Source organism: Polaromonas sp., from assembly GCF_043778355.1.
GTDB lineage: Bacteria > Pseudomonadota > Gammaproteobacteria > Burkholderiales > Burkholderiaceae_C > Polaromonas.
The window spans coordinates 18,785-40,414 of record NZ_JAYWHI010000062.1 but is presented as its reverse complement, the minus strand read 5'-3'; the positions used below and the strand labels follow the sequence as shown (position 1 = coordinate 40,414).

Genomic DNA, 21,630 nt, shown 5'->3' with positions numbered 1-21,630 from the left:
TGCCAAAAAGCGCGTCAGGGTGTCAGACGTTGACTGCGTTCCCGTTTCAGGGCGCCATGCAGCTTGTCCATTTCGGCGACGCATTCCAGCACAACGGCTTGCACCAGGCTGGCCGAAAGCTCGGGTGAAAGTTCGGGCAGACTCGGTGGCTCGCCCAGGCGCTGGCCCACGGTACACGTCAGCCGGGACCGAACCGCGTCAAACATCACGTCCCAGTCTTCGATCTCGATCATCAGTTGCCGGTTGGGCGGCGTTCCCGGCGCAGGAGGGGCGTATTCGGCAGAGGCAGGTGCCGGCCCCTCGTCATGGCCGTTGTGCGCGCTCGCGGCTGCCGCCACGCCGGCGGCGTTGCCGGCGTCAGGTGCCCGACCGCGCAAGCTGTCGCTCAGCGTGGCCAGCCCGTTGACCATCGACAGGCCAACGGCCGATAGGGTGTCGCGCCGATCAACAAGGGAGGTCATGCTGAGGTCCTCTTTCTAACTGGTGGGCTGCTTTCGCGGGACATCTGCCGTGTTGTCACGTGATGTCTTTCCCGTGTTGTAAAGGCTCCTGCGCGCAACGTCCGTGCGCTAGCGCACAGATCAGTCTGCGGGGCCGTGTATTTGGGTTCGGATGTCCGCCACTTTGCCTCTGTGGCCGGGGACGTGAAAAAATCCCCGCACGGGTGCGCCTGGCGAACAGTTTTAACCCAGCAGTTGCGCGTAGGTCCGCAGGTCGGCGGTGTAACAGCCGCAGGCTGCAGCTTCGAGGCCGGGACGGTTCAGCACCGTGAGTTCGCCGCGGCGGTACTCGATCAAGCCGGCCTTTTGCATGGCGCTGGCAGCGGCTGTCACGCCGACACGTCGCATGCCCAGCATGTAGGCCAAAAATTCATGCGTCACGTGAAAGCTGTTCGAGTGGGCCCGGTCCTGACTCATCAACAACCAGCGTGCCAGGCGCTGACCGATCAGGTGAAAACGCAGGCAGCCGGCAGATGCGGCCTGTTGCGCCATCAGCACATACAGGTAGTGTTGGAGGCCGCGCTGCAGCGCCGGGCTCAGCGCCAGCTCGCGCTTGAATGCCGATGCCTTCAGCCGCCAGGCTGCGCCCTGGCCTTGCACCAGCGCGCGCCAGGGCGCTTCAGCCACCCCGAGGGCAAGCTGGGCGCCCAGCATGCCCTCGCGTCCCACCATGCCGACTTCCACCCCCGGACTGCCTTCAACCAGCGTCACCAGCGAAATAAAACCATGGGTGGGGAAATAAACATCGCGGGTCGGTGTGCCGGGCTCGGCCAGCACGTCAGACAGCGTCAGTTGCGCCGGTTCACAGGCAGCCAGCAGGCGCTGGCGGTCTTTTTCCGGAAGGCGTTTAATCAGGTGGTTTTCGACAGGGGCCATGCGGGCTCTCCGGTGGGGTAGCGCACCCCTGAGCGGGGACAAAGATCAAGCCGCGCTACTGTCGAGACCAGTTCAAATCGGTTTCTCAGTATGCGTTAACTCCCATCGCCCCACCGTTCGCCAGCCCACATACGCTTTGCAATTGCCAGGCGCTTGTTACTCCACCGTCGTTTTTGGCAGTAATCGGTCGTACTCTTTTTTGACCACGTCATAACATTCGCAGGTGCGTTTTTCAAGGCCGGGTCGGTCCAGCACCGTGATGCGGCCGCGCGAGTAACGAATCAACTTCGACGCCTGCAACTGCAGCGCGGCTTCGGTCACACCCTCCCGGCGCACGCCCAGCATGTTGGAGATCAACTCCTGAGTCATCACCAGTTCGCTGCCCTGCAGCCGGTCCAGGCTCAGCAGCAGCCAGCGGCACAACTGCTGGTCCAGCGTGTGATGCCGGTTACACACGGCCGTTTGCGACATTTGGGTGATCAGTGCCTGGGTGTAACGCAGCAGCAGGTGCAGCACGGAGGCATGCTTGAATTCGTCCTTGATGACTTGCGCCGACAGCCGAAGTCCTTTGCCGGCACTTTGTACGACGGCCCGGCTGGGTGTGGATTCGCCGCCCATGAACAGCGAGATTCCCACCAGCCCTTCGTTGCCGACAACCGCAATCTCGGCCGATGAGCCGTTTTCCAGCACATAGAGCAGAGAAACAATCGAGGTGGTGGGAAAGTAAACGTGGCTCAGGGTGCTGCCTGATTCGTACAGCACCTGGCCCAGAGGCATGTCAACCCACTCAAGCTGGGGCAGCCAGCGCTGCCACTCGGCATCTGGCAAAGCGGCCAGTAATTGGTTTTTTCTGGGGTCTGGGGAAACGGCTGTCAACAAAAGCTCCGAAGCAATCCTGGCTTCGAGCGCCCCTCGGGCAGAGGTCTCGGGCCAGCCGTAGATGCTAGGCTTTCTGAAGCCGTTTGTATGTACGCGACCGCACAAAGCGACAAACGGTGACCCGGATTCTCCAGCCCACATGCCGGCAGCCGGCGTCGCCGGGCTCATGAAGCGAAAACACCAAGGCGGCGAGTGCACAGGTCCGGCGATCACTGGCGTGCTGTCCTTGCTCTGAATCGGACCTTCTGGCAGAGCGCCTGGTCGGCCGCCTGCCCGGACACCCGGCCACAGATCACATCAACGCGGCATTCATTCAGCGCCAGGCTGGGTAGAAAACATTCGATTCAAGCCATACAGGCCATCTGTCAGCGCACATGAATCCAGGACGTGGATGCCAGCCGGCTGCAGGGCTACGCTAGGTTTTAAATTTTGGGCTTCAGTGCGGTAGCGAACAGACGGCTTCATGAGGCCCGGACATCCTTACTCCGCAAAATGTGACGAGGTGTTTTTAGAGCGCTTTCCGGTGAAGAGATTCAGGCCCTCGGGTGCTGATCGTGCGGGTTGAAACGCGAAGGCGGCGTCCTACAGTCAGCAGCGATGTTTCCCCAGTTCGTGGTCCAAGTGCGCTTTCTATATTGGCAGACGTACTTTAGTTAACAACTCCTTCAACAAAGCTTCACGCTTTTTACAGATATGCACCACGAATTCAATCAACTCAATAACTTCGCCGACATTGGCACGCTCAAACCAGCGCTCCATTCGCTGTGTTCGCGTTATGGTTCCGTCGCTCGCCTCGACATTCTGGCGGCGAGCCAGGCCGGTAAACGCCAGGCGCTGTGTTTTTTGCGCATGGGATCTGCCGAGCAGGAGCGCCACCTCATGACCGAGCTCGGGGTGGGCCGCTTCGGCGGCGACCTGGTGGTGATTGTTGACCTGCAGACGCCGGCCCCCATCAGCTACCCGCATCAGATGGCGCAGGCATCATGAGTGCCTCCACCATGCCTGCCGCCACAAAGGCGGTTCACAACATCCTTCTGGTCTCGGGCACCCGCCCTGAAATCATCAAGCTGGCCCCGGTTTACCACGCGTTGCGGCAAGCGCCCTGGGCGCGTGTGCAATGGTTGCACACCGGCCAGCACGCGGACATGGCCGACCAGATCCTGGCTTGTTTTGACGTGGTGCCTGACATCACCTTGTCGCGGACGGGCAGCAGCTTGCTCGAGTTCAGCACCGGTTGCCGCCAGCAGCTCGAAGCCGCCATGCTCGGGCAGGAGTGGTCGCTGGTGATTGTGCAGGGCGATACCGAGAGTGCTTTTCAGGGGGCATTGGCCGGCTTTTACAACCGGGTGCCGGTCGCCCATGTCGAGGCCGGGTTGCGCACCTACAACCTGGCCCGGCCCTTTCCCGAGGAAGGCCTGCGCCAGATGATCAGCCGGCTCGCGCGCTTTCACTTTGCGCCCACCCAACGCGCCCGCGTGGCTTTGCAGACCGAAGGTATTGCCGATGAATTTATTGAACTCACCGGCAACACGGTGATTGATGCCCAGCAGTGGACCTGTGCCCACCGCGGCGTCAAACGCAGCGTTCAGGGGCGTGGGCATCTGCTGGTGACGGTACACCGGCGAGAAAACTGGGGCACGGATGTGCAGGAGATCTGTCACGCGGTGGCAGAGATTGCGCGCCAGCAGCCCGATCTGCAGGTCTTGTTCCCGGTGCACCTGAACCCGGTGATCCAGGGCCCGGTCAATCAGATTCTGGGAGGCATTTCCAATGTCAAGTTGACGCAGCCGCTGGACTACACCGGCATGCAGCAGGCGCTGGCCGACGCGTGGATGGTCTTGACCGATTCTGGCGGCCTGCAGGAAGAAGCGCCCACATTCGGCGTACCCGTGCTGGTGCTGCGTGACGAAACCGAGCGACCTGAAGCGATTGAAGCCGGTTGCGCGTTGCTGACCGGCGCCACGCGCAGCGCGATTGTCGAGGAGGTCAACCGGCTCACCCGCGACAACGCGGCGTACACGCGCATGGCGCAGGCCGGCAATCCGTTTGGCGACGGTACAGCATCGGCACAAATTGTTGCTGCGCTCAAGCTCAGTCTCGTTAGCGCTGACCTGCCACAGCCGGTTCTGGCCTGATACTTTTCTGGAGTGATCTGTATGTTGCCTATCTTTCGCGACTTGCCCTTGAGGGTTTTCGGGTTGACCTTGCTCACAGGTGCGCTGCCGGCCTTTGCACAGCCGGTGTCGGAAGGTCTGGTGCCCACGTTCAAGGACTACCCGGTGGCTGCCGTGATGGCGTCGCTGCTGGTGCTGATCGTGGTGCTCATGACGCTGTATGGCATCCGGCATTTCATGTTCACCATGAACCGCCTGACCGGCGTGCAGCGCCACCCCTACATCGACATTGCGGTTGCGCGCTGGCCGATGATCACGGTCTTCATCGCCGCCCACAATGAAGAAAAAGTCATTGCCGGATGCATCGAGGCCCTGCTCAACACCGACTATCCTGCGGACCGCCTCAAGATCATTCCGGTCAACGACCGGTCAAAGGACGGGACCGGGGCCATTATCGACAGTTACGTAGCGCGTTACCCCTCACGTATCTCGCCGTTTCATCGCGTAGACGGCAAAGCGGGCAAGTCGGCTGCGCTCAAGGACGCCTTGCATTTTGCCGAGGGCGACATCGCCATCATTTTTGACGCCGACTATGTGCCGGGGCGGGGCCTGCTCAAACAGCTCGTCGCACCGTTTTTTGACCCCGAAGTCGGTGCCGTGATGGGCCGCGTGGTGCCGGTCAACAGCGGTGCCAACCTGCTGACCCGGATGCTGGACCTGGAGCGTTCGGCCGGTTATCAGGTCGACCAGCAGGCCCGCATGAACCTGAACCTGATGCCGCAGTACGGTGGAACCGTCGGTGGCGTGCGCCTGTCTGCGGTTGAGGCTGTTGGTGGCTGGCATGACGACACGCTGGCCGAAGACACCGATATCACCTTCCGGTTGATGTTCAACGGCTGGAAAACTGTCTACACCAACCGCTCGGAATGTTATGAGGAAGTGCCGGAAGAGTGGAGCGTGCGCATCAAACAGGTCACGCGCTGGGCCAAGGGACACAACCAGGTCATGGCGCGTTACTGGTGGCAGTTTGCCAGTAGCCCTTACTTGACCCTGGGGCAACGCGTGGACGGGATGCTGCTGCTGTTTGTGTTTGTGATTCCGCTGGTTATGCTGGTGGGCTGGGGCCTGGCGCTGGGCCTGTATTTTCTGAACGCCGGCTCCTTACTTTCGCAAGTGATCCCGATTTTCGCACTGATGATTTACGGCACCCTGGGTAACTTTGCTGCCTTTTTCGAGATCGTCGTGGCGGTGCTGATCGACGGCAACCGCCGGCGCTTGCGGCTGCTGCCCTTCAACATGCTGGGCTTTCTGGTGAGCCTGTTTGCCATCTCAGGCGCCGTATGGAGCCTGGTTCTTGACCGCGTGCTCAAGCGCGACATGGTCTGGGACAAAACCATCCGTTATCGCGGAACTCCGGAGGTGACCAAATGATGGCATCAAGTTTTCTCACCTATGCCGCGTTCGCAGTGGTTTGTCTGCTGCTGCTGACCTTGCCATTTGTACCGGCATTTCGCGAATGGCTGCGTCCGACTGATTTGTTGGCGCTGCCGATCTCGGCCAACTACACCAGCGACATCGACCACTTCGCGCGGCGACTGCACGCGGATGCCTTGGCCAAGCTGGGCGATGGCCCGTCCACCGGGTATGAAGACTTCGAGTTTTTGCCGGACCATCCCGACGCAGAGGTTTGGAAGGGTGCCGGTAAACGCTTGATCGCGCGTCGCAACATCGTTAGCAAGGATGCCATTGAGAGCAAGCGGCCGCTGTATGTGCAGGGCGATCTGCAAGCCGGTGCGAAATCTGCGTTTTCAGCCGTCTACGCCACCGGGGACATCGGGCTGGGTGCTGGAAGCGAAATCCATGACTGGGCCCACGCAGATGGCGTGCTGCGTGTGGGTGGCAATGCGATGGCATTGAGGCGCGTGTCTGCCGGCGTGGCCATAGCGCTTGGCAACGACACCTGGTTCGAACGCCTGCATGCACCGTCGCTGTACTTTGGCTCCAACTATGGAACCGGGCCCGCACCTTACTCCGGCACGCCTACAGATGCCAGTTATGCCGACCTGCCGGATGCTGTTCAGCAAACGCCGCTGCTATTTTTGATTCGCGGCAACTGTGCGTTGCCGCCGGACAGCGTTTTCCGTGGCTCGCTGGTGGTCACAGGTTTTCTGACCATCGGCATGGGGACCACAGTTGTTGGTGACATCAAGGCGCGTGAAGGCGTGAGCATGGGGTACGGCGCCGAGGTGCATGGTGCCGTTACCTGTGAAAAGCGTGTGTATGTGTTCAAGCAGGCAAAGGCCTGGGGACCGCTGGTTTCTGAGAGCGATGTGCTGATTGGTGCGGGTGCGGTGATTGGCTTGCCCAACGCGCAGACCACGGTCAGTGCAAACAACATCATTGTGGAAGACGGGGCCACCATTCATGGGACAGTCTGGGCGCATGAAGTCGGAATGGTGAAAGCCGCATGACGTTCAAGCTGAAGATCAAACGCCTCTTGACGGGTTGCGCACTGGCCGCGTGTCTGGGTCATGCGGCTGCTGCAGGTGCCGCACCAGCGCTGGATTTGACGGGTTATGCCGATTCCGGTGGCGCCATTACTGTGCTGCACGGGGGTGATTCTGCCGATCCCTACTTTGCGATGCAGGCCTTGCTGCTGGCGCATGACAACGGCATGACCATCGCGGCACCGGCCGAGAAGTTCGTCAACTGGCTGCTGCCACGCCAAAAGCCGGATGGCACCTTTGACCGGTTTTGCCGGGACGCCGCAAAAAAATGGGCCGCCTGCCAAACTGCCGATGCGGACGACTCGCTGCTGGCCTTGTGGATGCGCCTGATGGACACCATGCCAGACAAGTTGAGTAAAAGTCCGGCTTGGCAGAAAAGCCGGTCAATCGCACAAGCTTCCCTGGCTCATCTGTTTCAGCCCTCGCGCGGCATCTACATGGTGTCGCCGGTGGTGCTGCATGGCCTGTTCATGGACAACCTGGAGGTCTGGTCGCTCAAGGTGCTGGGCCGCCAGCCAGCGCAGCGGGCCGAAGCTGAGAAGCTCGCCACCGCTATTCAAGCCACGTTCTGGAACCCGGTGGACAAACGGTACCTGGTGTCGACCCAGCTCGAGCAGCGCTCGCAGAAGCCAGCCTTCTATCCAGACCACGTGGCGCAGATCTTTCCGCTGTTGGTGGATTTTCCGCTGCTGCCCGCCACCGAGCGTCAGCATTACCGCGCCTGGATGCAAAAGCATCGATCGGACTGGCTGGCGCAGGGCAAGGCCGACTATCCGTGGGGTGTGGTGGCGGTGCTGGCCATGCGGCAAAACGACAAGGCCAGCGCAAGCTGCTGGCTGCGCGAAGCGGGGCCCATGCGGCACTCTGTGCGTTGGGCTGTGACCGACGAGACCGCGTATCAGTTGCTGCTGGCCAGGGGCTTGAGCGCAGCTGGGGCCGGCGCTAACTGCAAATAGGCATCTGCTGCCAGCTTCGTATTTTCAAATTCAAAACAATTTTTCAAAGGAGGTCTCATGCTAAGAATCAGTCCCGTTGGTGCCCTGTTGGGCTTGCTTTTTCCCGCCGCCGCCGCACTGGCGCAAACCCAGACCCAGACCGCTGCGCCGACCCGGGTCGGCGTGGTGCCGGCCCAGCCGGCTGCAGACGGTGCACCGATGCAGCGCAATCTGGAGCTCAGCGCAACCGGACAGAATCTTTCCGGTGGCTTTGGCAACTGGCGCGATGTCACGCTGAAGGGAACCTATGGCTTGCCCTCGCATGTTTTGCAAGGTGAGTTGTCGCAGAATCACCGATTTGGCGTGGACGGCACGTTTGTGGGTCTGAGCGACACCTACACATTCAACGAGGACTGGTTCGGGTCGGTGGCCGTGGGTGCCGGTGATGGCGCCTTTTACCTTCCCAAATTCCGCGTGGATGCAACGCTGTACCGCAAGTTTCTTCCGGGCCGCAATCTGGTCGGCTCTGTCGGTGTGGGCTACTACGATGCGCCTACGGGTTATACCGATAAAAGCGTTTCGCTCGGTGCGGCCTATTATTTTGAAGCGCCGTGGATCCTGGAGGGTGGTGTCCGGATGAACACCAGCAATCCGGGCTCGGTCAAGAGCCAGCAGCAGTTTGTGGCGCTGACCTATGGTCGGGCCAAACAGAACCTGGTGACCGGGCGTTATGGCTGGGGCAGTGAGGGCTACCTGGCGGTTGCCGCCGGTGCCCAACTGGTCAACTTCGACAGCCGCGAAGCCAGTCTCAGCTGGCGCCACTGGTTGAACACCAACACGGGCGTGCTGGTGGGCGTGAACCGCTATGTCAACCCGTCGTACCGCCGCAGTGGCGTGACTGTCGGTATCTTTCACGACTTCTGATCGCCGCGTATGAGCTCCAAAACCATCTCCGTGACCGACGAGGCACGTGAACACGACCGGCATTTTCACGCATCTTTCGCCTTGGTCCAGGAGGCGAGGGCGCGCAATGTGAAGGTGCGCCCGCACCGGGCCATCACGCCGCTCAAGGTCACTCCCTGGCTGCTGGTCCAGGCGATTGTGCTGCCGCTGCTGCTGTGCGGCCTGCTGTGGTGGGCCAAGCCGATGCTGCTCGAGGCCTGGCGCCAGATCATCCTGTTCTGGTCTGCCGGCTTGAACCTGCCCTTCAGCCTGGCCACTCGGCTCAACGAGGCGGGGCAATTCTCACTGGTGTTGTCCAATGTATCCGAAGAAGCGCTGATGCCGGGCACCACGACCCTGATCGTGACCACGGTGGTCACCTTGCTGGGGTTTGTGTTGTCCATGCGCATGCGCGACGCGGCGCTGCCGCTGAAGTACCCGCTGCGCATTGTGTGTGTGGTGCAACTCATCACGCTGGCCTATTTCTGGCTGACGCCTTCCGCCTTTCCCTACAGTGTGGCGCGGCACAGTGAGGAGTTGATGACCATTGGCTACGTGGTGATGCTGGCCACGCCGGTGATGCTGGCGGTGGGTTACTACATCCTGAATCAGGGGCTGTTGGTCAAGCTGTTTCACACGGCCCTGATTTTGCTGTTTCTGGCCATCATGGTGCCGCACCAGGTGCTGGCGCAGGCCTTCATCATGCAACACCTGTCGGTGCTGTTCATGCCGGTGCTCTACATCTGCTTCGGCGCGGTCTTTGATGCGCTGGTGTTTGTGGCGCTGTATTCGTGGGCTGTCAGCAAGGCGCCCATGAATGCCACGCTGTAAGTTGCTTTGCGACAGTCCGGCCGCAGGACTCAGTACCGGACTTTGCAGACTTCCAGTGCGTTGAGCCCGTGGTCGGTGATGACATAGCCGCCGCTGCCATCTTCGTCCAGAAAACCATGCTTGTGCAGCGATGCCACGGTTTTCAGGCCGTGTGCGCGGGTTTTGTGGGGCTGGGCCTGCTTGCGGTCTGACGGCGGCAGGCCGACGATGCGAAAGCCATAACGCGCGTCTTCCAGACACTCGTACTGCTTGTAGGTCAGGATCTTGAGCGGAAGTGCGCCGGTGGTGGTGCCGCTCCATTCAAATTCGGGCGGCGCGAAACTGACCTCAAAAGCGTTGTCTGGCGTCGAGGCCGTCAATGCCTGCGCCAGCTTGGTTTTATTGCGGAATTTGCGCACTGCCGCAAAACCAAGCCATCCCAGCAAAGCCAGAAAAACAAACACAAACACCACCGATTCCACAGCGCGCCTTTCAGTCGATCATTGCCTTGATTATCGGCAAAACCCCCGAGCCTTGTTGGAGACGTCGTCAGCGCTCCCCGATGGACAGCTCGAAGTGAGCGTCGCCCATGTAGCGGTTTGCGCCAAACGCCGCCTGGGTGGCGGCCAGCTCAGCAGCTTCCCATTGGTCGGCCAGCAGTTGTTCGGCCGGGCTCAAGTCCCAGGGTCTGGCATCTTCGCCGTGCGCCTGCAACAGCCGCAGCCAGGCGCGGTAGACCGGCGCGACCAGACGGGCATCGCCCAGGGCGTCTTCGAGCGCCGCGCAAAACCGCTGGGCGGCCGCCTCGCGCTCTGCCGCTGAGAGCTCTTCGCTGTGAAAAATTCTGACGGTGTAGTCCATGGTGCAAGTCTATAACTGTGCATGTGCATCGGCGAGCCCGCAAAAGATTTTCGTTACTCATCTTGCATTCGCGGTGGAGACTTTTGGAAACTGCCTCCGTACCATCGGACTCTTTTGAAGGAACCCTCATGGCACTGCAATCACCTTTCTTCGGCAAGCGCGACAACGAACCCACCAGCCTGCGCCACGGCAGTCCCAACCCCAATCCCTACAGCAATGGCGCTCCGGCTGCCGGCACCGGCGCCGCTCCTGCAGGTGCGCAGGCGACGCCCGTTGCGGCGAACACTGCATCGACCAGCAGCAGTACGCGCGAAGGTGGCAGCAAACTGACGGTGGGACCCAATATCAAGCTCAAAGGTGTTGAGATCACCGACTGCGACACCCTGGTGGTTGAAGGCCTGGTCGAGGCCACGATGGACTCGCGCGTCATCCAGATCGCCGAGCATGGTGCGTTCAAGGGCTCGGCCGAGATCGACATCGCAGAAATTCACGGCGAGTTCGATGGCAACCTCACCGTGCGCCAGAAGCTGGTGATTTACGCCACCGGCAAGGTCACCGGCAAGATCCGTTATGGCAAGCTGGTGATTGAAGAAGGCGGCCAGCTCGCTGGCGAAATTCTCTATGGCGCTGTTGCCGGCACCAAGGCTGCGCTGGTGGGCAAGCCGGGCCTTCAAGTCGCCTGAGCCGCTGACGACTCCGGTCTGAGACGCCCGGAGTTCGCCCGATCCTGAGGCGGGATGGTGTCACCCGCTTGACGGACCGGTGGATGGTGGCGGCGCACAATCGCCTGATGAGCGCTGTCCATTCCCCTTTGCAGGCCCGCATTGTCCACTGGGTGGTTGCGCCCGGTGATGTTGTCGAGGCGGGCGACCTGTTGTTGATTCTGGAAGCCATGAAGATGGAGCAAGAGATCCGGGCCACTGTGAGCGGCCGGGTCGGTGAGTTGCTCCATGCGAGCGACGATCTGGTGGAGGCGGGTGCCCTTCTGACCACCGTTCATGTTGGCTCCACCGGTGCGCCATCGCGCAAGCCCGGGCCTTCTGCAGAAACGGTGCAGACCGCGCTGCGGCCTGACCTGCAACGCGTGCAGGGCCGCCATGACAAGACCAGCGATGCCGCCCGTCCCGAAGCCATGGCCAAACGCCATGCGCTCGGCCTGCGCAGCGCGCGCGAGAATATCGCCGACCTCTGCGATGAGGGCTCTTTCATCGAATACGGCGCGCTGGCGGTGGCGGCCCAGCGCAGCCGCCGCAGTGAGGACGACCTGATTGCCAACACGCCAGCCGACGGCATGGTCACCGGCATCGGCAGCATCAACGGCGCCCTGTTCGGCGCCGGACTCAGCCGGGCGGTGGTGATGGCTTATGACGCTACCGTGCTCGCCGGCACCCAGGGCATGCGCAACCACCAGAAGACCGACCGCATGCTGGGCATCGCGCTGCATAACAAACTGCCGGTGGTGCTGTTCGCAGAGGGCGGTGGTGGCCGGCCCGGCGACACCGACATGCCCATCGTCGCCGGCCTGCATGTCAGCACCTTCGCCAGTTATGCACGCCTGTCAGGCCAGGTGCCGGTGATCGGCATCGTCGCGGGGCGCTGTTTTGCCGGCAATGCGGCGCTGCTGGGCTGCAGTGACGTGATCATTGGAACAAAGGGCAGCAACATCGGCATGGGCGGGCCAGCGATGGTGGAGGGCGGTGGCCTGGGCGTGTTCACGCCGGAACAGATCGGCCCCAGCAAGGTGCAGCACGGCAATGGCGTGATTGATGTGCTGGTTGATGATGAAGCGCAGGCGGTTGCAGTGGCGCGGCATTACCTGTCTTTTTTCCAGGGCTCACTCGCTGATTGGGCGGCGCCCGATGTCACCAGCCTGCGTGACGCAGTGCCGGAAAACCGTTTGCGGGTGTATGACACGCTCACGGTGCTGCGCAGCGTGGTGGACCAGGGTAGCCTGCTGCCCATGCGCGGTGGTTTCGGTGTAGGCATCCACACCGCGCTGGCGCGCATCGAGGGGCGTGCCGTCGGCATCCTCGCCAACAACCCGCAACATCTGGGCGGCGCGATTGATGCTGATGCCGCCGACAAGGCCGCGCGTTTCATGCAGTTGTGCAACACCCATGGCTTGCCACTCGTGAGTTTTGTCGACACACCCGGCTTCATGGTCGGCCCCGAGATGGAGACGCAGGCGCAGGTGCGCCATGTCAGTCGCCTGTTTGTGGTGGCCGCAGCCTTGCGCGTGCCATTTTTCAGCGTGGTGCTGCGCAAGGGTTACGGCCTGGGTGCCATGGCCATGACGGCTGGCGGCTTTCATTCGCCGATGTTCACAGTCGCCTGGCCGACCGGCGAGTTCGGCGCAATGGGCCTCGAAGGCGCGGTCAAACTCGGCTACCGCAAGGAGTTGGAGGCGATACCGGATGGCCCCGAGCGTGATGCCCTGTATGACAGTCTCGTGGCGCGTCAGTATGAAAGCGGCAGCGCCCTCAACATGGCGGCCACGCTGGAGATTGATGCGGTGATCGACCCGGCGCAGACCCGTGCCTGGCTGGTGAGCGGCCTGCTGTCGGCGCGTGTGCGCCCCGACGGCGGGACGCGGTTTGTGGACCCCTGGTAAGCGCCAGATGACTGGTTTTCATGATCAAAATGGCCTCTCGCCCATGCCAGTTGGGCGTAAGTAGCTACAAAATGTATAGCGCGGTTTGGCTAAAACAGGCGAAACAGCAGCGGCAGCAGCAGTGAAGCCAGCACCACCTGCAGACCCAGCGCCAGACCTGCGTAGGCCCCGGCGTCGGCGTTGACCTGCATCGCGCGCGCCGCGCCTATGCCGTGCGACACCGTGCCCAGCGCAAAACCGCGTGCGGCCCAGCCGGCCGCGTCGAGCCGAATGCGGCACAGATCGAACAGATACTTTCCGGCCACTGCGCCGACCAGGCCAGTCAGCACTGCAAACACGGCGGCCAGCGCCGGAATACCGCCAACTTTTTCGGCAATACCCATGGCCACCGGCGCCGTCACCGACTTGGGTGCCAGCGACAGCAGGACCTCAGGCGGCAAACCGACGGCCCAGCCCAGAGCCACAGCCGAAACGCTGCTTGCTGCGCCGCCGGCCAGCGCTGCCAGCAACAGCCGGCCCCAGCGCGCGCGCAACTCGGCCCGCCGCTGCCACAGCGGCCAGGCCAGCGCCACCACGGCCGGTCCGAGCAGGAAGTGAATGAACTGCGCACCGGCGAAGTAGGTCGGGTACGGCACGTCGGTGGCCAGCAGCACCGCGGCAATCGTCAGCACCGTCCAGAACACCGGGTTCGCCCAAGGCGCCTGTTGCAGTCGCGCGTAAGCCGCCTGGGCCAGCACATAAACCACCAGGGTCGCCGTCAGGCCGAACAGCGGCGTGGCAGAAAGATAAACCCAGAGCTCAACGAACTTCGGCATCGCGCGTGCGTCCCAGGAAGCTGAGCACCAACGCCGTCACCACCAGGCCGATGAGTGTTGACAAAACAATCACCAGCAGCAGGCGGCCGCCGTATTCAGCAATCAATGACAAATGCGTCATGACGCCGACCCCAACCGGCACAAACAGCAGCGACAGATGGGCGAGCAAGAAGTCGGCGCAGGCCGCGACCGGCTCGCGTACCAGCGGCCAGTTCAGCGCCAGCAGCAGCAGGATCATGCCGACCACCGGGCCAGGAAAGGGCAGGGACAGCGCGCGCGACAGCAGCTCACCGAGGGACTGCAGCAGCAGCAGCCAGGCCAGGCCGCGCAGACCTGTCATGGCGACTGCAGCCTTTGTCTGTCATTGCGGAGCCGGACTCGCGCTACGCCCGTGCAGGTCGCTGGACCGTGGAGCAAGGCCGATGCCGGGCCTGCGTTATGCACGTTCCGCCGCATCGCGCTTCGGCCCGGCCCCGCAATCCATGCCACACCGGACCGGTGGTGGCTCATGCAGCATGGATCCCGGATCGAGTCCGGGATGACGACGAAGGCAAACGCGGGCTTCGAAGCGCGACCGAAGCAGCCATGCTCAGAACCTCGGAAGATCCGGATGCGCGATCTGCCCGCCGCGCACCAGCATCTTGCCGTACTCGGCGCAGCGCTGCAGCGTCGGGATCACCTTGCCGGGATTGAGCAGGCCCTGCGGGTCGAAGGCACGCTTGACGCCGAACATCTGCTCGTTCTCAGCCGCTGAAAACTGCACACACATGGAGTTGAGTTTTTCGACACCGACGCCGTGTTCGCCGGTCACGGTACCGCCCATGGCCACACTGGTTTCCAGGATGTCAGCGCCGAACAGCTCGCAGCGGTGCAACTGGTCGGCGTCGTTGGCGTCAAACAAAATCAAGGGGTGCAGGTTGCCGTCGCCGGCATGAAACACATTGGCGCAGCGCAGGCCGTACTTGATTTCCATCTGCTGAATCGCCAGCAGGATATCGGCCAGGCGCTTGCGCGGAATCGTCGAGTCCATACACATGTAGTCGGGGCTGATCCGGCCAGACGCCGGGAAGGCGTTCTTGCGGCCGCTCCAGAAGCGCAGGCGCTCGGCCTCGTTCTGGCTGACCGCAATCGCGGTGGCGCCGCAACTGCGCAGTACCGCGCTCATGCGGCCGATTTCCTCCTCGACTTCCTCCAGCGTGCCATCGCTTTCGCAGAGCAAAATCGCTTCGGCGCTGAGGTCGTAGCCCGCATGTACAAAGTCCTCCACCGCCGCCGTCATGGGTTTGTCCATCATTTCCAGCCCGGCAGGAATGATGCCGGCCGCAATCACCGCGGCGACGGCATCGCCGGCCTTGCGCAGGTCGTCGAAGCTGGCCATGATGCAGCGCGCAAGCATCGGCTTGGGCACCAGCTTGACGGTGACCTCGGTGGTGACAGCCAGCATGCCTTCGCTGCCGACCAGCACCGCCAGCAGGTCGTAGCCAGCGCCGTCGAGCGCATCGCTGCCGAACTCGACGGCTTCGCCCTCTACCGTGAAGCCGCGCACCTTGAGCACGTTGTGCAGGGTCAGGCCGTATTTGAGGCAATGCACGCCGCCGGAGTTTTCGGCGACGTTGCCGCCGATGGTGCAGGCGATCTGACTGGACGGGTCCGGGGCGTAATACAGGCCCAGCGGTGCGGCGGCCTCGCTGATGGCCAGGTTGCGCACACCGCCCTGGACCACGGCCGTGCGGCTGGCCGCGTCCATCTTGAGAATCTTGTTGAACTTGGCCAGCGAGAGCGTCACGCCCAGTTTGTGCGGCATGGCGCCGCCGGACAGGCCGGTGCCGGCGCCGCGCGCCACCACCGGCACGTCCAGCGCGTGGCAGGTTCGCAGCACCGCCTGCACCTGGTCATAGGTCTCGGGCAGGGCGACCACCAGCGGGCGCTGGCGATAGGCGGTCAGGCCGTCGCATTCATAAGGCGTGGTGTCTTCGCTGTTCCAGAGCAGGGCATGGGCCGGCAGCACGGCTTGCAGGGCCTTGACCACCTCGGCCTGGCGCGTCGCGCGTTCGAGCTGTTGCTGCTGCAGGGTGTCCAGAGGTGCGTTCATGGTCGGGCTCGCGGGTAAGGGGTTTTGGCCACTTTAATGCAAAGCGCGGGTTGCCGGTGTGAAGAAAATGCAGGCTGGCCGTGAAAATCAGAATGCTATCAAATATGTAGCTGTTCACGACCGACCGACATGGGTTAGAGGCCAAAAAGGTTTAAAAAACCAGGTATTCAACTCACCGAACTTTTCAGCCAGTCGGCAAAGGCCGCGCATTCCCAGCGGTCCATCATGCCGGTGCGCCAGCACAGGTAGTGGGCATGCGGGCTGGGCACGTTGCGCTCATAGAGGCGCACCAGCGCCCCATTGTCGAGCCAGGGTGCACCCAGCTTGAGCCGCACCAGCGCCACCCCCATGCCTGCCGCGGCCGCGTCGCACATCAGGCCGATGTCGTTGAACTGCGAACCGTCCACCGGCTCGGGCCAGTCCAGCGCGTGCGCGGCAAACCAGGTGCGCCAGGGCTCCAGCGGCGAGCGCAGCATCGCCTCGCCGTCGAGGTCCTCCGGCGCCTCGAAGGGCCCGTGCTCGCGCACATAGGCCGGGGAGGCCAGCGGCGTGACCTCGTCCTTCATCAGGCAGACATGTTCGACGTCGGCGTAACGGCCGGTGCCGAAACGCACCACGAGGTCCGCGTCCTCGGCGACCACGTCCAGCAGGGGAATCGACACCTGCAGGGTCAGGTCGATCTCGGGGTAGGCATCGGTGAACTGGCGCAGGCGCGGGATCAGGATGGAGCGCGCAAAGGTCGGCGTGACGGCGATACGCAGCTTGCGTTTGCCTGGCGTGCCGCTCTGGCCGGCCGTGCCCGGAAATTTCTGCAGAATGGCAATGCCTTCGCGCACATGGGCCAGGTACTCGCTGCCCTCGGTGGTGAGCGAGAAATCGGCCCGGCCGAACAGCTTGGTGCCGATGATCTGCTCCAGCTGCTTGACCCGGTGGCTGACCGCGCTGGGCGTGACGTTGAGTTCCTCGGCCGCCTGCGTCACGCTGCGCAGCCGCGCCAACGTTTCAAAGGTCAGCAGGCACTGGATGGGGGGAATGCGGGCGGCGGTCATCTGCCTACCCTGTCATTGCGGGCCTGACCCGCAATCCATGCTGCGCAAAACTGGGGCGGTGGCTCCTGTGGCATGGATCCCGGATCAAGTCCGGGATGACAGGACTGGGGGTCATTTAAAGATAACTGTCTTGTGGCCGTTGAGTAAAACCCGGTGCTCGCTGTGCCAAAGCACTGCGCGCGCCAGCACCTGGCTTTCGGTGTCGCGCCCCATGGCGGTCAGGGCTTCCACGGTTTTGCTGTGGTCGGCGCGTGCCACGTCCTGCTCGATGATCGGACCTTCGTCGAGATCGGCAGTCACGTAGTGCGCCGTGGCACCTATCAATTTGACGCCGCGCGCATGGGCCTGGTAGTAGGGCTTGGCGCCCTTGAAGCTCGGCAAAAACGAATGGTGGATGTTGATGGCGCGGCCGGCCAGCTTGCGGCACAGGTCGTCGCTGAGGATCTGCATGTAACGCGCCAGCACCACGAGTTCGGCACCTTCGGCCTCGATGATGTCGAACTGGCGTTTCTCGGCCTCGGCCTTGGTCGCCGCCGTCACCGGGATGTGGTGAAAGGGCACGTTGTAGCTGGCTGCGAGCTGGTAGAAGTCGCGGTGGTTGGAGATGATGGCGCGTATGTCCAGCGGCAGCAGGCCGGACTTCCAGCGGAACAGCAGGTCGTTCAGGCAGTGGCCTTCCTTGCTGACCAGCAACACCGTGCGCATCGGTTGTGTGGCCTGGTGCAGGCTCCAGGACATGCCAAACTGCGTGCCCAGCACCGCCAGTTGTTCCTTGAGCGCCTCAAAGGGCAGCTGGCTGCAGCCGAAGCTGACACGCATGAAAAACAGGCCGGTGGCATCGGCGGCCGCGTCGCCTTGCTTGTCGTCACTGAACTGTGCCGCTTCGAGGATGTTGCCGCCGCGCTCGAACAAAAAACCGGACACTGCGTGGACAATGCCCGGACGATCCGGGCAGGACAGGTTGAGGATATAGGTAGGGCTCATGGAGGAATTGTCGCAGGAGCGGCACTGCCCTGCTGCAGCCCGGCTCTAGCAGTGCCAGAATGCAGATGACGCCCCGGCACGCATGTTTAGTCAACGCAGGAGAATTTTGATGGCTTACCCCGATTTCAACATGGACCACCAGTGGCTGCCGTTCACGCCGAACCGCAGTTTCAAGAAGGAACCGCGCGTGTTTGTCGCGGCCGACGGCATGTTTTTCACCACCCACGATGGCAAGCAGGTGCTCGACGGCATCTCCAGCCTGTGGTGCGTGGGGGCGGGCCACAACCGCAAGCCGATCAACGAGGCCATCAAGAAGCAGCTCGACACCTTGGACTACGCCACCGCCTTCCAGGCCAGCAACGACCAGGCGTTTCAGGCCGCCGAGATGATTGCCGCCATGGCCCCTGGCGATTTGAACCAGGTGCTGTTCTGCAACTCGGGATCGGAGGCGGCCGACACCTCGCTGAAAGTCGCGCTGGCCTACCACCGGGCGCGCGGCGAAGGCCACCGCAATGTGTTCATCGGACGCGAAAAGGGTTACCACGGCGTCGGGTTCGGCGGCATGAGTGTGGGCGGCATCCCGGCCAACCGCAAGGTCTACGGCGCGGCCCTGCTGCCGCGTGTGGACCACATGCGTTTTATCCATGATCCGGTCAAACACGCCTACATCCACGGCGCCGAACCGGTCTGGGAACAGGACCTGCTGCTCGAGCTTGAAAACCGTATCCTGCCGCTGCACGACCCGAGCAATATCGCGGCGGTGATTGTCGAGCCGGTCGCCGGCAGCGCCGGCTGGTATTTGCCACCCAGCGGTTACCTCAAGCGCCTGCGCGAGATCTGCGACAAACACGGCATCCTGCTGATTTTTGACGAGGTGATCACCGGCTTCGGCCGCATGGGTACCAATTTCGGCGCCGACTACTACGGCGTGGTGCCCGACATGCTGAACTTCGCCAAGGCCGTGACCAACGGCGTGATCCCGCTGGGCGGCGTGATCTGCACCGATCGCATCTACAACACCATGATGGAAGCCAATGCCGGCAGCCCGGCGCATGCCATCGAGTTTTTCCATGGCTACACCTACTCGGGTCATCCGGTGGCCTGCGCGGCGGCCATGGCCACGCTGTCGCTGTTCCGGCAAGAAAAGCTGTTCGAGCGCGCCGGGCAAATGGGGGTGGTGCTCGGCGACGCCGTACACAGCGGCTTCAAGGGACTGCCCAATGTGATTGGCATCCGCAGCCTCGGCCTGGCCGCCGCAGTGGAGCTGTCGTCGATGGCCGGTTCGCCCGGCAAACGTGCCTACGACATTTTCATGGACTGCTTCCGCAGCGGTGTGCTGGTGCGGCCGGCCGGCGAAAACATCGTGATCTGCCCGCCCTACATCGTCGAAAAAGAACATGTGGAGCGCATCGTCAGCGTGGTGGCCGACGCGATCAAAAAGAACGCTTGAGCACCCCAGAGCTGGTCATTGCGGGCAGAGCCTGTCCAGGACTTGATCCGGAAACCCGCAATCCATGCCCCCCGCGTGTTGCGGCAGTGCTTGCTTGAAGCTGGATCCCGGATCAAGTCCGGGATGACAAACTTTCCTCAGGGCGGCTTGAGTCTGTCCCTCAAACCCGCGCAATAGTCTTTTTCTGGCACGGCCGGCGTGGTCCAGACCACGTCGAAGGCCGGCGCCTTGCCGGCGTCCGGGCCTGTGTCGGATGCGGCCGGCGGCGGGCCAGCGCGCAGCAACACGGCCTTGACGGTCAAACCGTCGGGCAGGTGTTGCGGCACACCGAGCTCGCGGTTCACATGGCCGCTGCCGGCCAGCAGCACCACTGTCTTGCCGGGCAGCGCCGCCTGTCGGATCGTCCGGGCCATGCTGATGTCACGCGCCACCTGAATACGTGTCATCGGTGAAATCTGGCTCTCCGGCAGCAGGTCGCAGTGGCCCGCGCGTATCGATTGCTGCTGGGTTTTCAGTGCAGGGCCCGGCAGCCGGGAATCGAGTTGTATGTCGGCCATGGCGCTGCGCATCTGCGCCGCCGGCAGGTTGGCGCCCAGCACCGGCACGCCGGCCTTGACGGCGACCATCACCGCTGGCCCGTAGGCGGTCCAGGGCCAGCTTTTGTTGTTCCAGCCCAGCGCTTCCTGCACCTGCAGTTGCGTGCTGTTGGACCTGAGCGCGGCGGTACTGCGGCCGGCGTCGGCCATCTCCAGCGCGAGCGCACCGAGCTTGCCGTCCACCGCCAGCCGCGCCACCACATGCTGGTGAATGTGCTGGTGTTCGGCGGCGTCGTGTTGTTCGCCCAGCAAGATCACGTCGGCTGGCAACAGGGCGTCGGTACGCACGGTGATGTCGTTGGGTGCTTCGGGAAACAGCCGGCGGCCAGCAGCAGTATCAGTACGGTCAGGCAGCGGCGCGCGGCGGGGCGGGGAGTGTTCTGGCAGTTCATACTAGGAGCATCGTAAAGCCAAGCGGCTGGTTGTCCAGTTGCCCCCGTTCATTTCCCTGTTTGCCTTGTTGATGCCCGTCAAGCCTTTCCACATTGCCTGGACCCTGCTGTTGGCGCTGGCCGCCGCCGGCCTCTGTGTTTACCTGCGCACACCCCTGCCCTGGATGATCGGGCCGCTGCTGGCGACGGCCTGCGCCTCGGTGGCCGGTGCGCCAACGCGCAGTTGGCCGCCGCTGGGCAACCTCGGCCAGTGGGTGATCGCCATCGCGCTGGGGCTTTATTTCACGCCGCAAGTCATGGCGCTGGTGGCCAGCCTGTGGTGGGCCATAACGCTGGCGATTGTCTGGGCCCTGGTGCTGGGGCTGGCGTTTGGCGCCTGGCTGCACCGCGTCAATGCGCAGTCCATGCCCGAGGTGGCGCCGGCGGCGATGCGGGCCACCAGTTATTTTGCGGGTGCGATTGGCGGGGCGTCGGAGATGACCTTGCTGGCCGAACGCGCCCATGCGCGCACCGACCTGGTCGCGGCGTCACACGGGCTGCGCCTGCTGCTGGTCACCGTGACGGTGCCCTTTGCCATGCAGTTCAGCGGCCTGCATGGCCTGGACCTGAACCCGCCGGTACTGCGCGCGGTGCAGTGGCCGGGTTTTGCGGGGCTGGCGCTGGTCACTGCCCTGGGCGCCTGGGCCATGCAGCGGCTGGGGCGCACCAATCCCTGGTTCATGGGCCCCCTGCTGGTGTCCATGGCGCTGACGATGGCGGGTGTGTTTCTGTCGGGCATTCCGCCCTGGCTGACCAACGGCGCGCAACTGCTGATTGCGGTGAGTCTCGGCGTACGGTTTTCGAGGGCGTTTTTGCATGCGGCGCCGCGCTGGCTGCTGTCGGTGGCAGCGGGCACGCTGGGAATGATCGCACTGTGTGGCGGCTTTGCGTGGCTGCTGACCTTCGCGACCCGCTTGCCGCTAGCGACGCTGATTCTGGGCACTTCGCCGGGAGGCATTGCCGAGATGGCCATCACCGCCAAGGTGTTGCAACTCGGGGTGCCGGTGGTGACGGCGTTTCAGGTGTGCCGGCTGATGGCAGTGCTGGTGCTGGTGGCGCCGCTGTACCGCTGGTTCTACCCGGCCGCTGCGTCTTCAGCGGGCAGGACGGGCGCCTAGCGGAAGGTAGAACATGTCCACAGAACCAGACCTTGATGCATTGACGTGATCAAAGGAGCC

General features: G+C 63.0%; 22 protein-coding genes. 11 read left to right on the top strand and 11 right to left on the bottom strand.

What is annotated here, in order from left to right; all coding sequences use genetic code 11:
- Nucleotides 1-14: 14 nt before the first annotated feature.
- From ACH2CW_RS09755 to ACH2CW_RS09745, 3 genes are all read right to left on the bottom strand, one after another.
- The gene (locus ACH2CW_RS09755) at nucleotides 15-461 is read right to left on the bottom strand and encodes a hypothetical protein (protein ID WP_395057540.1); all 447 of its coding nucleotides are present in this window, start codon (nucleotides 459-461) and stop codon (nucleotides 15-17) included.
- A gap of 222 nt (nucleotides 462-683) precedes the next feature.
- Complete coding sequence (locus ACH2CW_RS09750) at nucleotides 684-1,376, bottom strand: Crp/Fnr family transcriptional regulator (RefSeq protein ID WP_395057538.1); 693 nt, start codon at nucleotides 1,374-1,376, stop codon at nucleotides 684-686.
- Between the two features lie 156 nt (nucleotides 1,377-1,532).
- Nucleotides 1,533-2,252: a Crp/Fnr family transcriptional regulator gene (locus ACH2CW_RS09745; RefSeq protein ID WP_395057536.1), complete on the bottom strand. Its 720-nt coding sequence runs from the start codon at nucleotides 2,250-2,252 to the stop codon at nucleotides 1,533-1,535.
- Between the two features lie 696 nt (nucleotides 2,253-2,948).
- Between ACH2CW_RS09745 and ACH2CW_RS09740 the strand changes: the two genes are divergently transcribed.
- The 7 genes from ACH2CW_RS09740 to ACH2CW_RS09710 are packed head-to-tail and all read left to right on the top strand — an operon-like array spanning nucleotide 2,949 to nucleotide 9,584.
- On the top strand, nucleotides 2,949-3,242 hold the full coding sequence (locus ACH2CW_RS09740) for a hypothetical protein (RefSeq protein WP_395057534.1): 294 nt from the start codon (nucleotides 2,949-2,951) through the stop codon (nucleotides 3,240-3,242).
- A gap of 11 nt (nucleotides 3,243-3,253) precedes the next feature.
- On the top strand, nucleotides 3,254-4,390 hold the full coding sequence (gene wecB, locus ACH2CW_RS09735) for a non-hydrolyzing UDP-N-acetylglucosamine 2-epimerase (protein WP_395057532.1): 1,137 nt from the start codon (nucleotides 3,254-3,256) through the stop codon (nucleotides 4,388-4,390).
- A 21-nt stretch (nucleotides 4,391-4,411) separates the two neighbouring features.
- Nucleotides 4,412-5,800, top strand: a complete 1,389-nt coding sequence (locus ACH2CW_RS09730) for a glycosyltransferase (protein ID WP_395057530.1) — start codon at nucleotides 4,412-4,414, stop codon at nucleotides 5,798-5,800.
- Nucleotides 5,797-6,840, top strand: coding sequence for a polymer-forming cytoskeletal protein (locus tag ACH2CW_RS09725; protein WP_395057528.1), 1,044 nt, complete (start codon nucleotides 5,797-5,799; stop codon nucleotides 6,838-6,840). The genes ACH2CW_RS09730 and ACH2CW_RS09725 overlap by 4 nt, the downstream gene beginning before the upstream one ends.
- Nucleotides 6,837-7,832, top strand: coding sequence for a hypothetical protein (locus tag ACH2CW_RS09720; protein WP_395057526.1), 996 nt, complete (start codon nucleotides 6,837-6,839; stop codon nucleotides 7,830-7,832). Before ACH2CW_RS09725 ends, ACH2CW_RS09720 begins: the two co-directional genes overlap by 4 nt.
- A gap of 57 nt (nucleotides 7,833-7,889) precedes the next feature.
- Nucleotides 7,890-8,735, top strand: a complete 846-nt coding sequence (locus ACH2CW_RS09715) for a YaiO family outer membrane beta-barrel protein (protein WP_395057524.1) — start codon at nucleotides 7,890-7,892, stop codon at nucleotides 8,733-8,735.
- A 9-nt stretch (nucleotides 8,736-8,744) separates the two neighbouring features.
- Nucleotides 8,745-9,584, top strand: a complete 840-nt coding sequence (locus tag ACH2CW_RS09710) for a hypothetical protein (RefSeq protein ID WP_395057522.1) — start codon at nucleotides 8,745-8,747, stop codon at nucleotides 9,582-9,584.
- 29 nt (nucleotides 9,585-9,613) lie between these two features.
- Here the strand turns inward: ACH2CW_RS09710 and ACH2CW_RS09705 are convergent, their stop codons facing one another.
- Nucleotides 9,614-10,045, bottom strand: coding sequence for a hypothetical protein (locus ACH2CW_RS09705; RefSeq protein WP_395057520.1), 432 nt, complete (start codon nucleotides 10,043-10,045; stop codon nucleotides 9,614-9,616).
- A gap of 67 nt (nucleotides 10,046-10,112) precedes the next feature.
- Nucleotides 10,113-10,424, bottom strand: coding sequence for a hypothetical protein (locus tag ACH2CW_RS09700; RefSeq protein ID WP_395057518.1), 312 nt, complete (start codon nucleotides 10,422-10,424; stop codon nucleotides 10,113-10,115).
- A gap of 128 nt (nucleotides 10,425-10,552) precedes the next feature.
- On the opposite strand from ACH2CW_RS09700, the gene ACH2CW_RS09695 reads away from it, so the two are divergent.
- On the top strand, nucleotides 10,553-11,107 hold the full coding sequence (locus ACH2CW_RS09695; RefSeq protein WP_395057516.1) for a polymer-forming cytoskeletal protein: 555 nt from the start codon (nucleotides 10,553-10,555) through the stop codon (nucleotides 11,105-11,107).
- A gap of 86 nt (nucleotides 11,108-11,193) precedes the next feature.
- A complete protein-coding gene (locus ACH2CW_RS09690) occupies nucleotides 11,194-13,035 on the top strand; it encodes a carboxyl transferase domain-containing protein (RefSeq protein ID WP_395057574.1) in 1,842 nt (613 codons plus the stop codon).
- 89 nt (nucleotides 13,036-13,124) lie between these two features.
- On the opposite strand, the gene ACH2CW_RS09685 is transcribed toward ACH2CW_RS09690, so the two are convergent.
- The 5 genes from ACH2CW_RS09685 to purU form a co-directional block, all read right to left on the bottom strand.
- A complete protein-coding gene (locus ACH2CW_RS09685; protein WP_395057514.1) occupies nucleotides 13,125-13,850 on the bottom strand; it encodes an LrgB family protein in 726 nt (241 codons plus the stop codon).
- Nucleotides 13,834-14,190, bottom strand: a complete 357-nt coding sequence (locus ACH2CW_RS09680) for a CidA/LrgA family protein (RefSeq protein WP_395057512.1) — start codon at nucleotides 14,188-14,190, stop codon at nucleotides 13,834-13,836. Before ACH2CW_RS09680 ends, ACH2CW_RS09685 begins: the two co-directional genes overlap by 17 nt.
- 249 nt (nucleotides 14,191-14,439) lie before the next feature.
- Nucleotides 14,440-15,942 carry an FAD-linked oxidase C-terminal domain-containing protein gene (locus ACH2CW_RS09675; protein ID WP_395057510.1) on the bottom strand — a complete coding sequence of 501 codons (1,503 nt, stop codon included), beginning with the start codon at nucleotides 15,940-15,942 and terminating at the stop codon, nucleotides 14,440-14,442.
- 167 nt (nucleotides 15,943-16,109) lie between these two features.
- Nucleotides 16,110-16,991 carry a LysR substrate-binding domain-containing protein gene (locus tag ACH2CW_RS09670; RefSeq protein WP_395057508.1) on the bottom strand — a complete coding sequence of 294 codons (882 nt, stop codon included), beginning with the start codon at nucleotides 16,989-16,991 and terminating at the stop codon, nucleotides 16,110-16,112.
- A 111-nt stretch (nucleotides 16,992-17,102) separates the two neighbouring features.
- Nucleotides 17,103-17,975, bottom strand: a complete 873-nt coding sequence (gene purU, locus ACH2CW_RS09665) for a formyltetrahydrofolate deformylase (protein ID WP_395057506.1) — start codon at nucleotides 17,973-17,975, stop codon at nucleotides 17,103-17,105.
- A gap of 109 nt (nucleotides 17,976-18,084) precedes the next feature.
- Between purU and ACH2CW_RS09660 the strand changes: the two genes are divergently transcribed.
- Nucleotides 18,085-19,425 carry an aminotransferase class III-fold pyridoxal phosphate-dependent enzyme gene (locus tag ACH2CW_RS09660; protein WP_395057504.1) on the top strand — a complete coding sequence of 447 codons (1,341 nt, stop codon included), beginning with the start codon at nucleotides 18,085-18,087 and terminating at the stop codon, nucleotides 19,423-19,425.
- Nucleotides 19,426-19,562: 137 nt separating this feature from the next.
- Here ACH2CW_RS09660 and ACH2CW_RS09655 read toward each other — a convergent pair whose 3' ends face one another.
- On the bottom strand, nucleotides 19,563-20,309 hold the full coding sequence (locus ACH2CW_RS09655) for a ChaN family lipoprotein (RefSeq protein WP_395057502.1): 747 nt from the start codon (nucleotides 20,307-20,309) through the stop codon (nucleotides 19,563-19,565).
- Between the two features lie 175 nt (nucleotides 20,310-20,484).
- Between ACH2CW_RS09655 and ACH2CW_RS09650 the strand changes: the two genes are divergently transcribed.
- Nucleotides 20,485-21,570 (top strand): AbrB family transcriptional regulator, encoded by a 1,086-nt coding sequence (locus tag ACH2CW_RS09650; protein WP_395057572.1) that lies wholly within the window; start codon nucleotides 20,485-20,487, stop codon nucleotides 21,568-21,570.
- The last annotated feature ends 60 nt before the right edge of the window (nucleotides 21,571-21,630 follow it).

Excerpts from the sequence above, each read along its gene's own strand:
- ACH2CW_RS09755 (WP_395057540.1), bottom strand. The coding sequence starts at position 461 with ATGACCTCCCTTGTTGATCGGCGCGACACCCTATCGGCCGTTGGCCTG.
- ACH2CW_RS09750 (WP_395057538.1), bottom strand. The coding sequence starts at position 1,376 with ATGGCCCCTGTCGAAAACCACCTGATTAAACGCCTTCCGGAAAAAGAC.
- ACH2CW_RS09740 (WP_395057534.1), top strand. The coding sequence starts at position 2,949 with ATGCACCACGAATTCAATCAACTCAATAACTTCGCCGACATTGGCACG.
- wecB (WP_395057532.1), top strand. The coding sequence starts at position 3,254 with ATGCCTGCCGCCACAAAGGCGGTTCACAACATCCTTCTGGTCTCGGGC.
- ACH2CW_RS09730 (WP_395057530.1), top strand. The coding sequence starts at position 4,412 with ATGTTGCCTATCTTTCGCGACTTGCCCTTGAGGGTTTTCGGGTTGACC.
- ACH2CW_RS09725 (WP_395057528.1), top strand. The coding sequence starts at position 5,797 with ATGATGGCATCAAGTTTTCTCACCTATGCCGCGTTCGCAGTGGTTTGT.
- ACH2CW_RS09720 (WP_395057526.1), top strand. The coding sequence starts at position 6,837 with ATGACGTTCAAGCTGAAGATCAAACGCCTCTTGACGGGTTGCGCACTG.
- ACH2CW_RS09715 (WP_395057524.1), top strand. The coding sequence starts at position 7,890 with ATGCTAAGAATCAGTCCCGTTGGTGCCCTGTTGGGCTTGCTTTTTCCC.
- ACH2CW_RS09710 (WP_395057522.1), top strand. The coding sequence starts at position 8,745 with ATGAGCTCCAAAACCATCTCCGTGACCGACGAGGCACGTGAACACGAC.
- ACH2CW_RS09700 (WP_395057518.1), bottom strand. The coding sequence starts at position 10,424 with ATGGACTACACCGTCAGAATTTTTCACAGCGAAGAGCTCTCAGCGGCA.
- ACH2CW_RS09695 (WP_395057516.1), top strand. The coding sequence starts at position 10,553 with ATGGCACTGCAATCACCTTTCTTCGGCAAGCGCGACAACGAACCCACC.
- ACH2CW_RS09685 (WP_395057514.1), bottom strand. The coding sequence starts at position 13,850 with ATGCCGAAGTTCGTTGAGCTCTGGGTTTATCTTTCTGCCACGCCGCTG.
- ACH2CW_RS09680 (WP_395057512.1), bottom strand. The coding sequence starts at position 14,190 with ATGACAGGTCTGCGCGGCCTGGCCTGGCTGCTGCTGCTGCAGTCCCTC.
- ACH2CW_RS09675 (WP_395057510.1), bottom strand. The coding sequence starts at position 15,942 with ATGAACGCACCTCTGGACACCCTGCAGCAGCAACAGCTCGAACGCGCG.
- ACH2CW_RS09670 (WP_395057508.1), bottom strand. The coding sequence starts at position 16,991 with ATGACCGCCGCCCGCATTCCCCCCATCCAGTGCCTGCTGACCTTTGAA.
- purU (WP_395057506.1), bottom strand. The coding sequence starts at position 17,975 with ATGAGCCCTACCTATATCCTCAACCTGTCCTGCCCGGATCGTCCGGGC.
- ACH2CW_RS09660 (WP_395057504.1), top strand. The coding sequence starts at position 18,085 with ATGGCTTACCCCGATTTCAACATGGACCACCAGTGGCTGCCGTTCACG.
- ACH2CW_RS09650 (WP_395057572.1), top strand. The coding sequence starts at position 20,485 with ATGCCCGTCAAGCCTTTCCACATTGCCTGGACCCTGCTGTTGGCGCTG.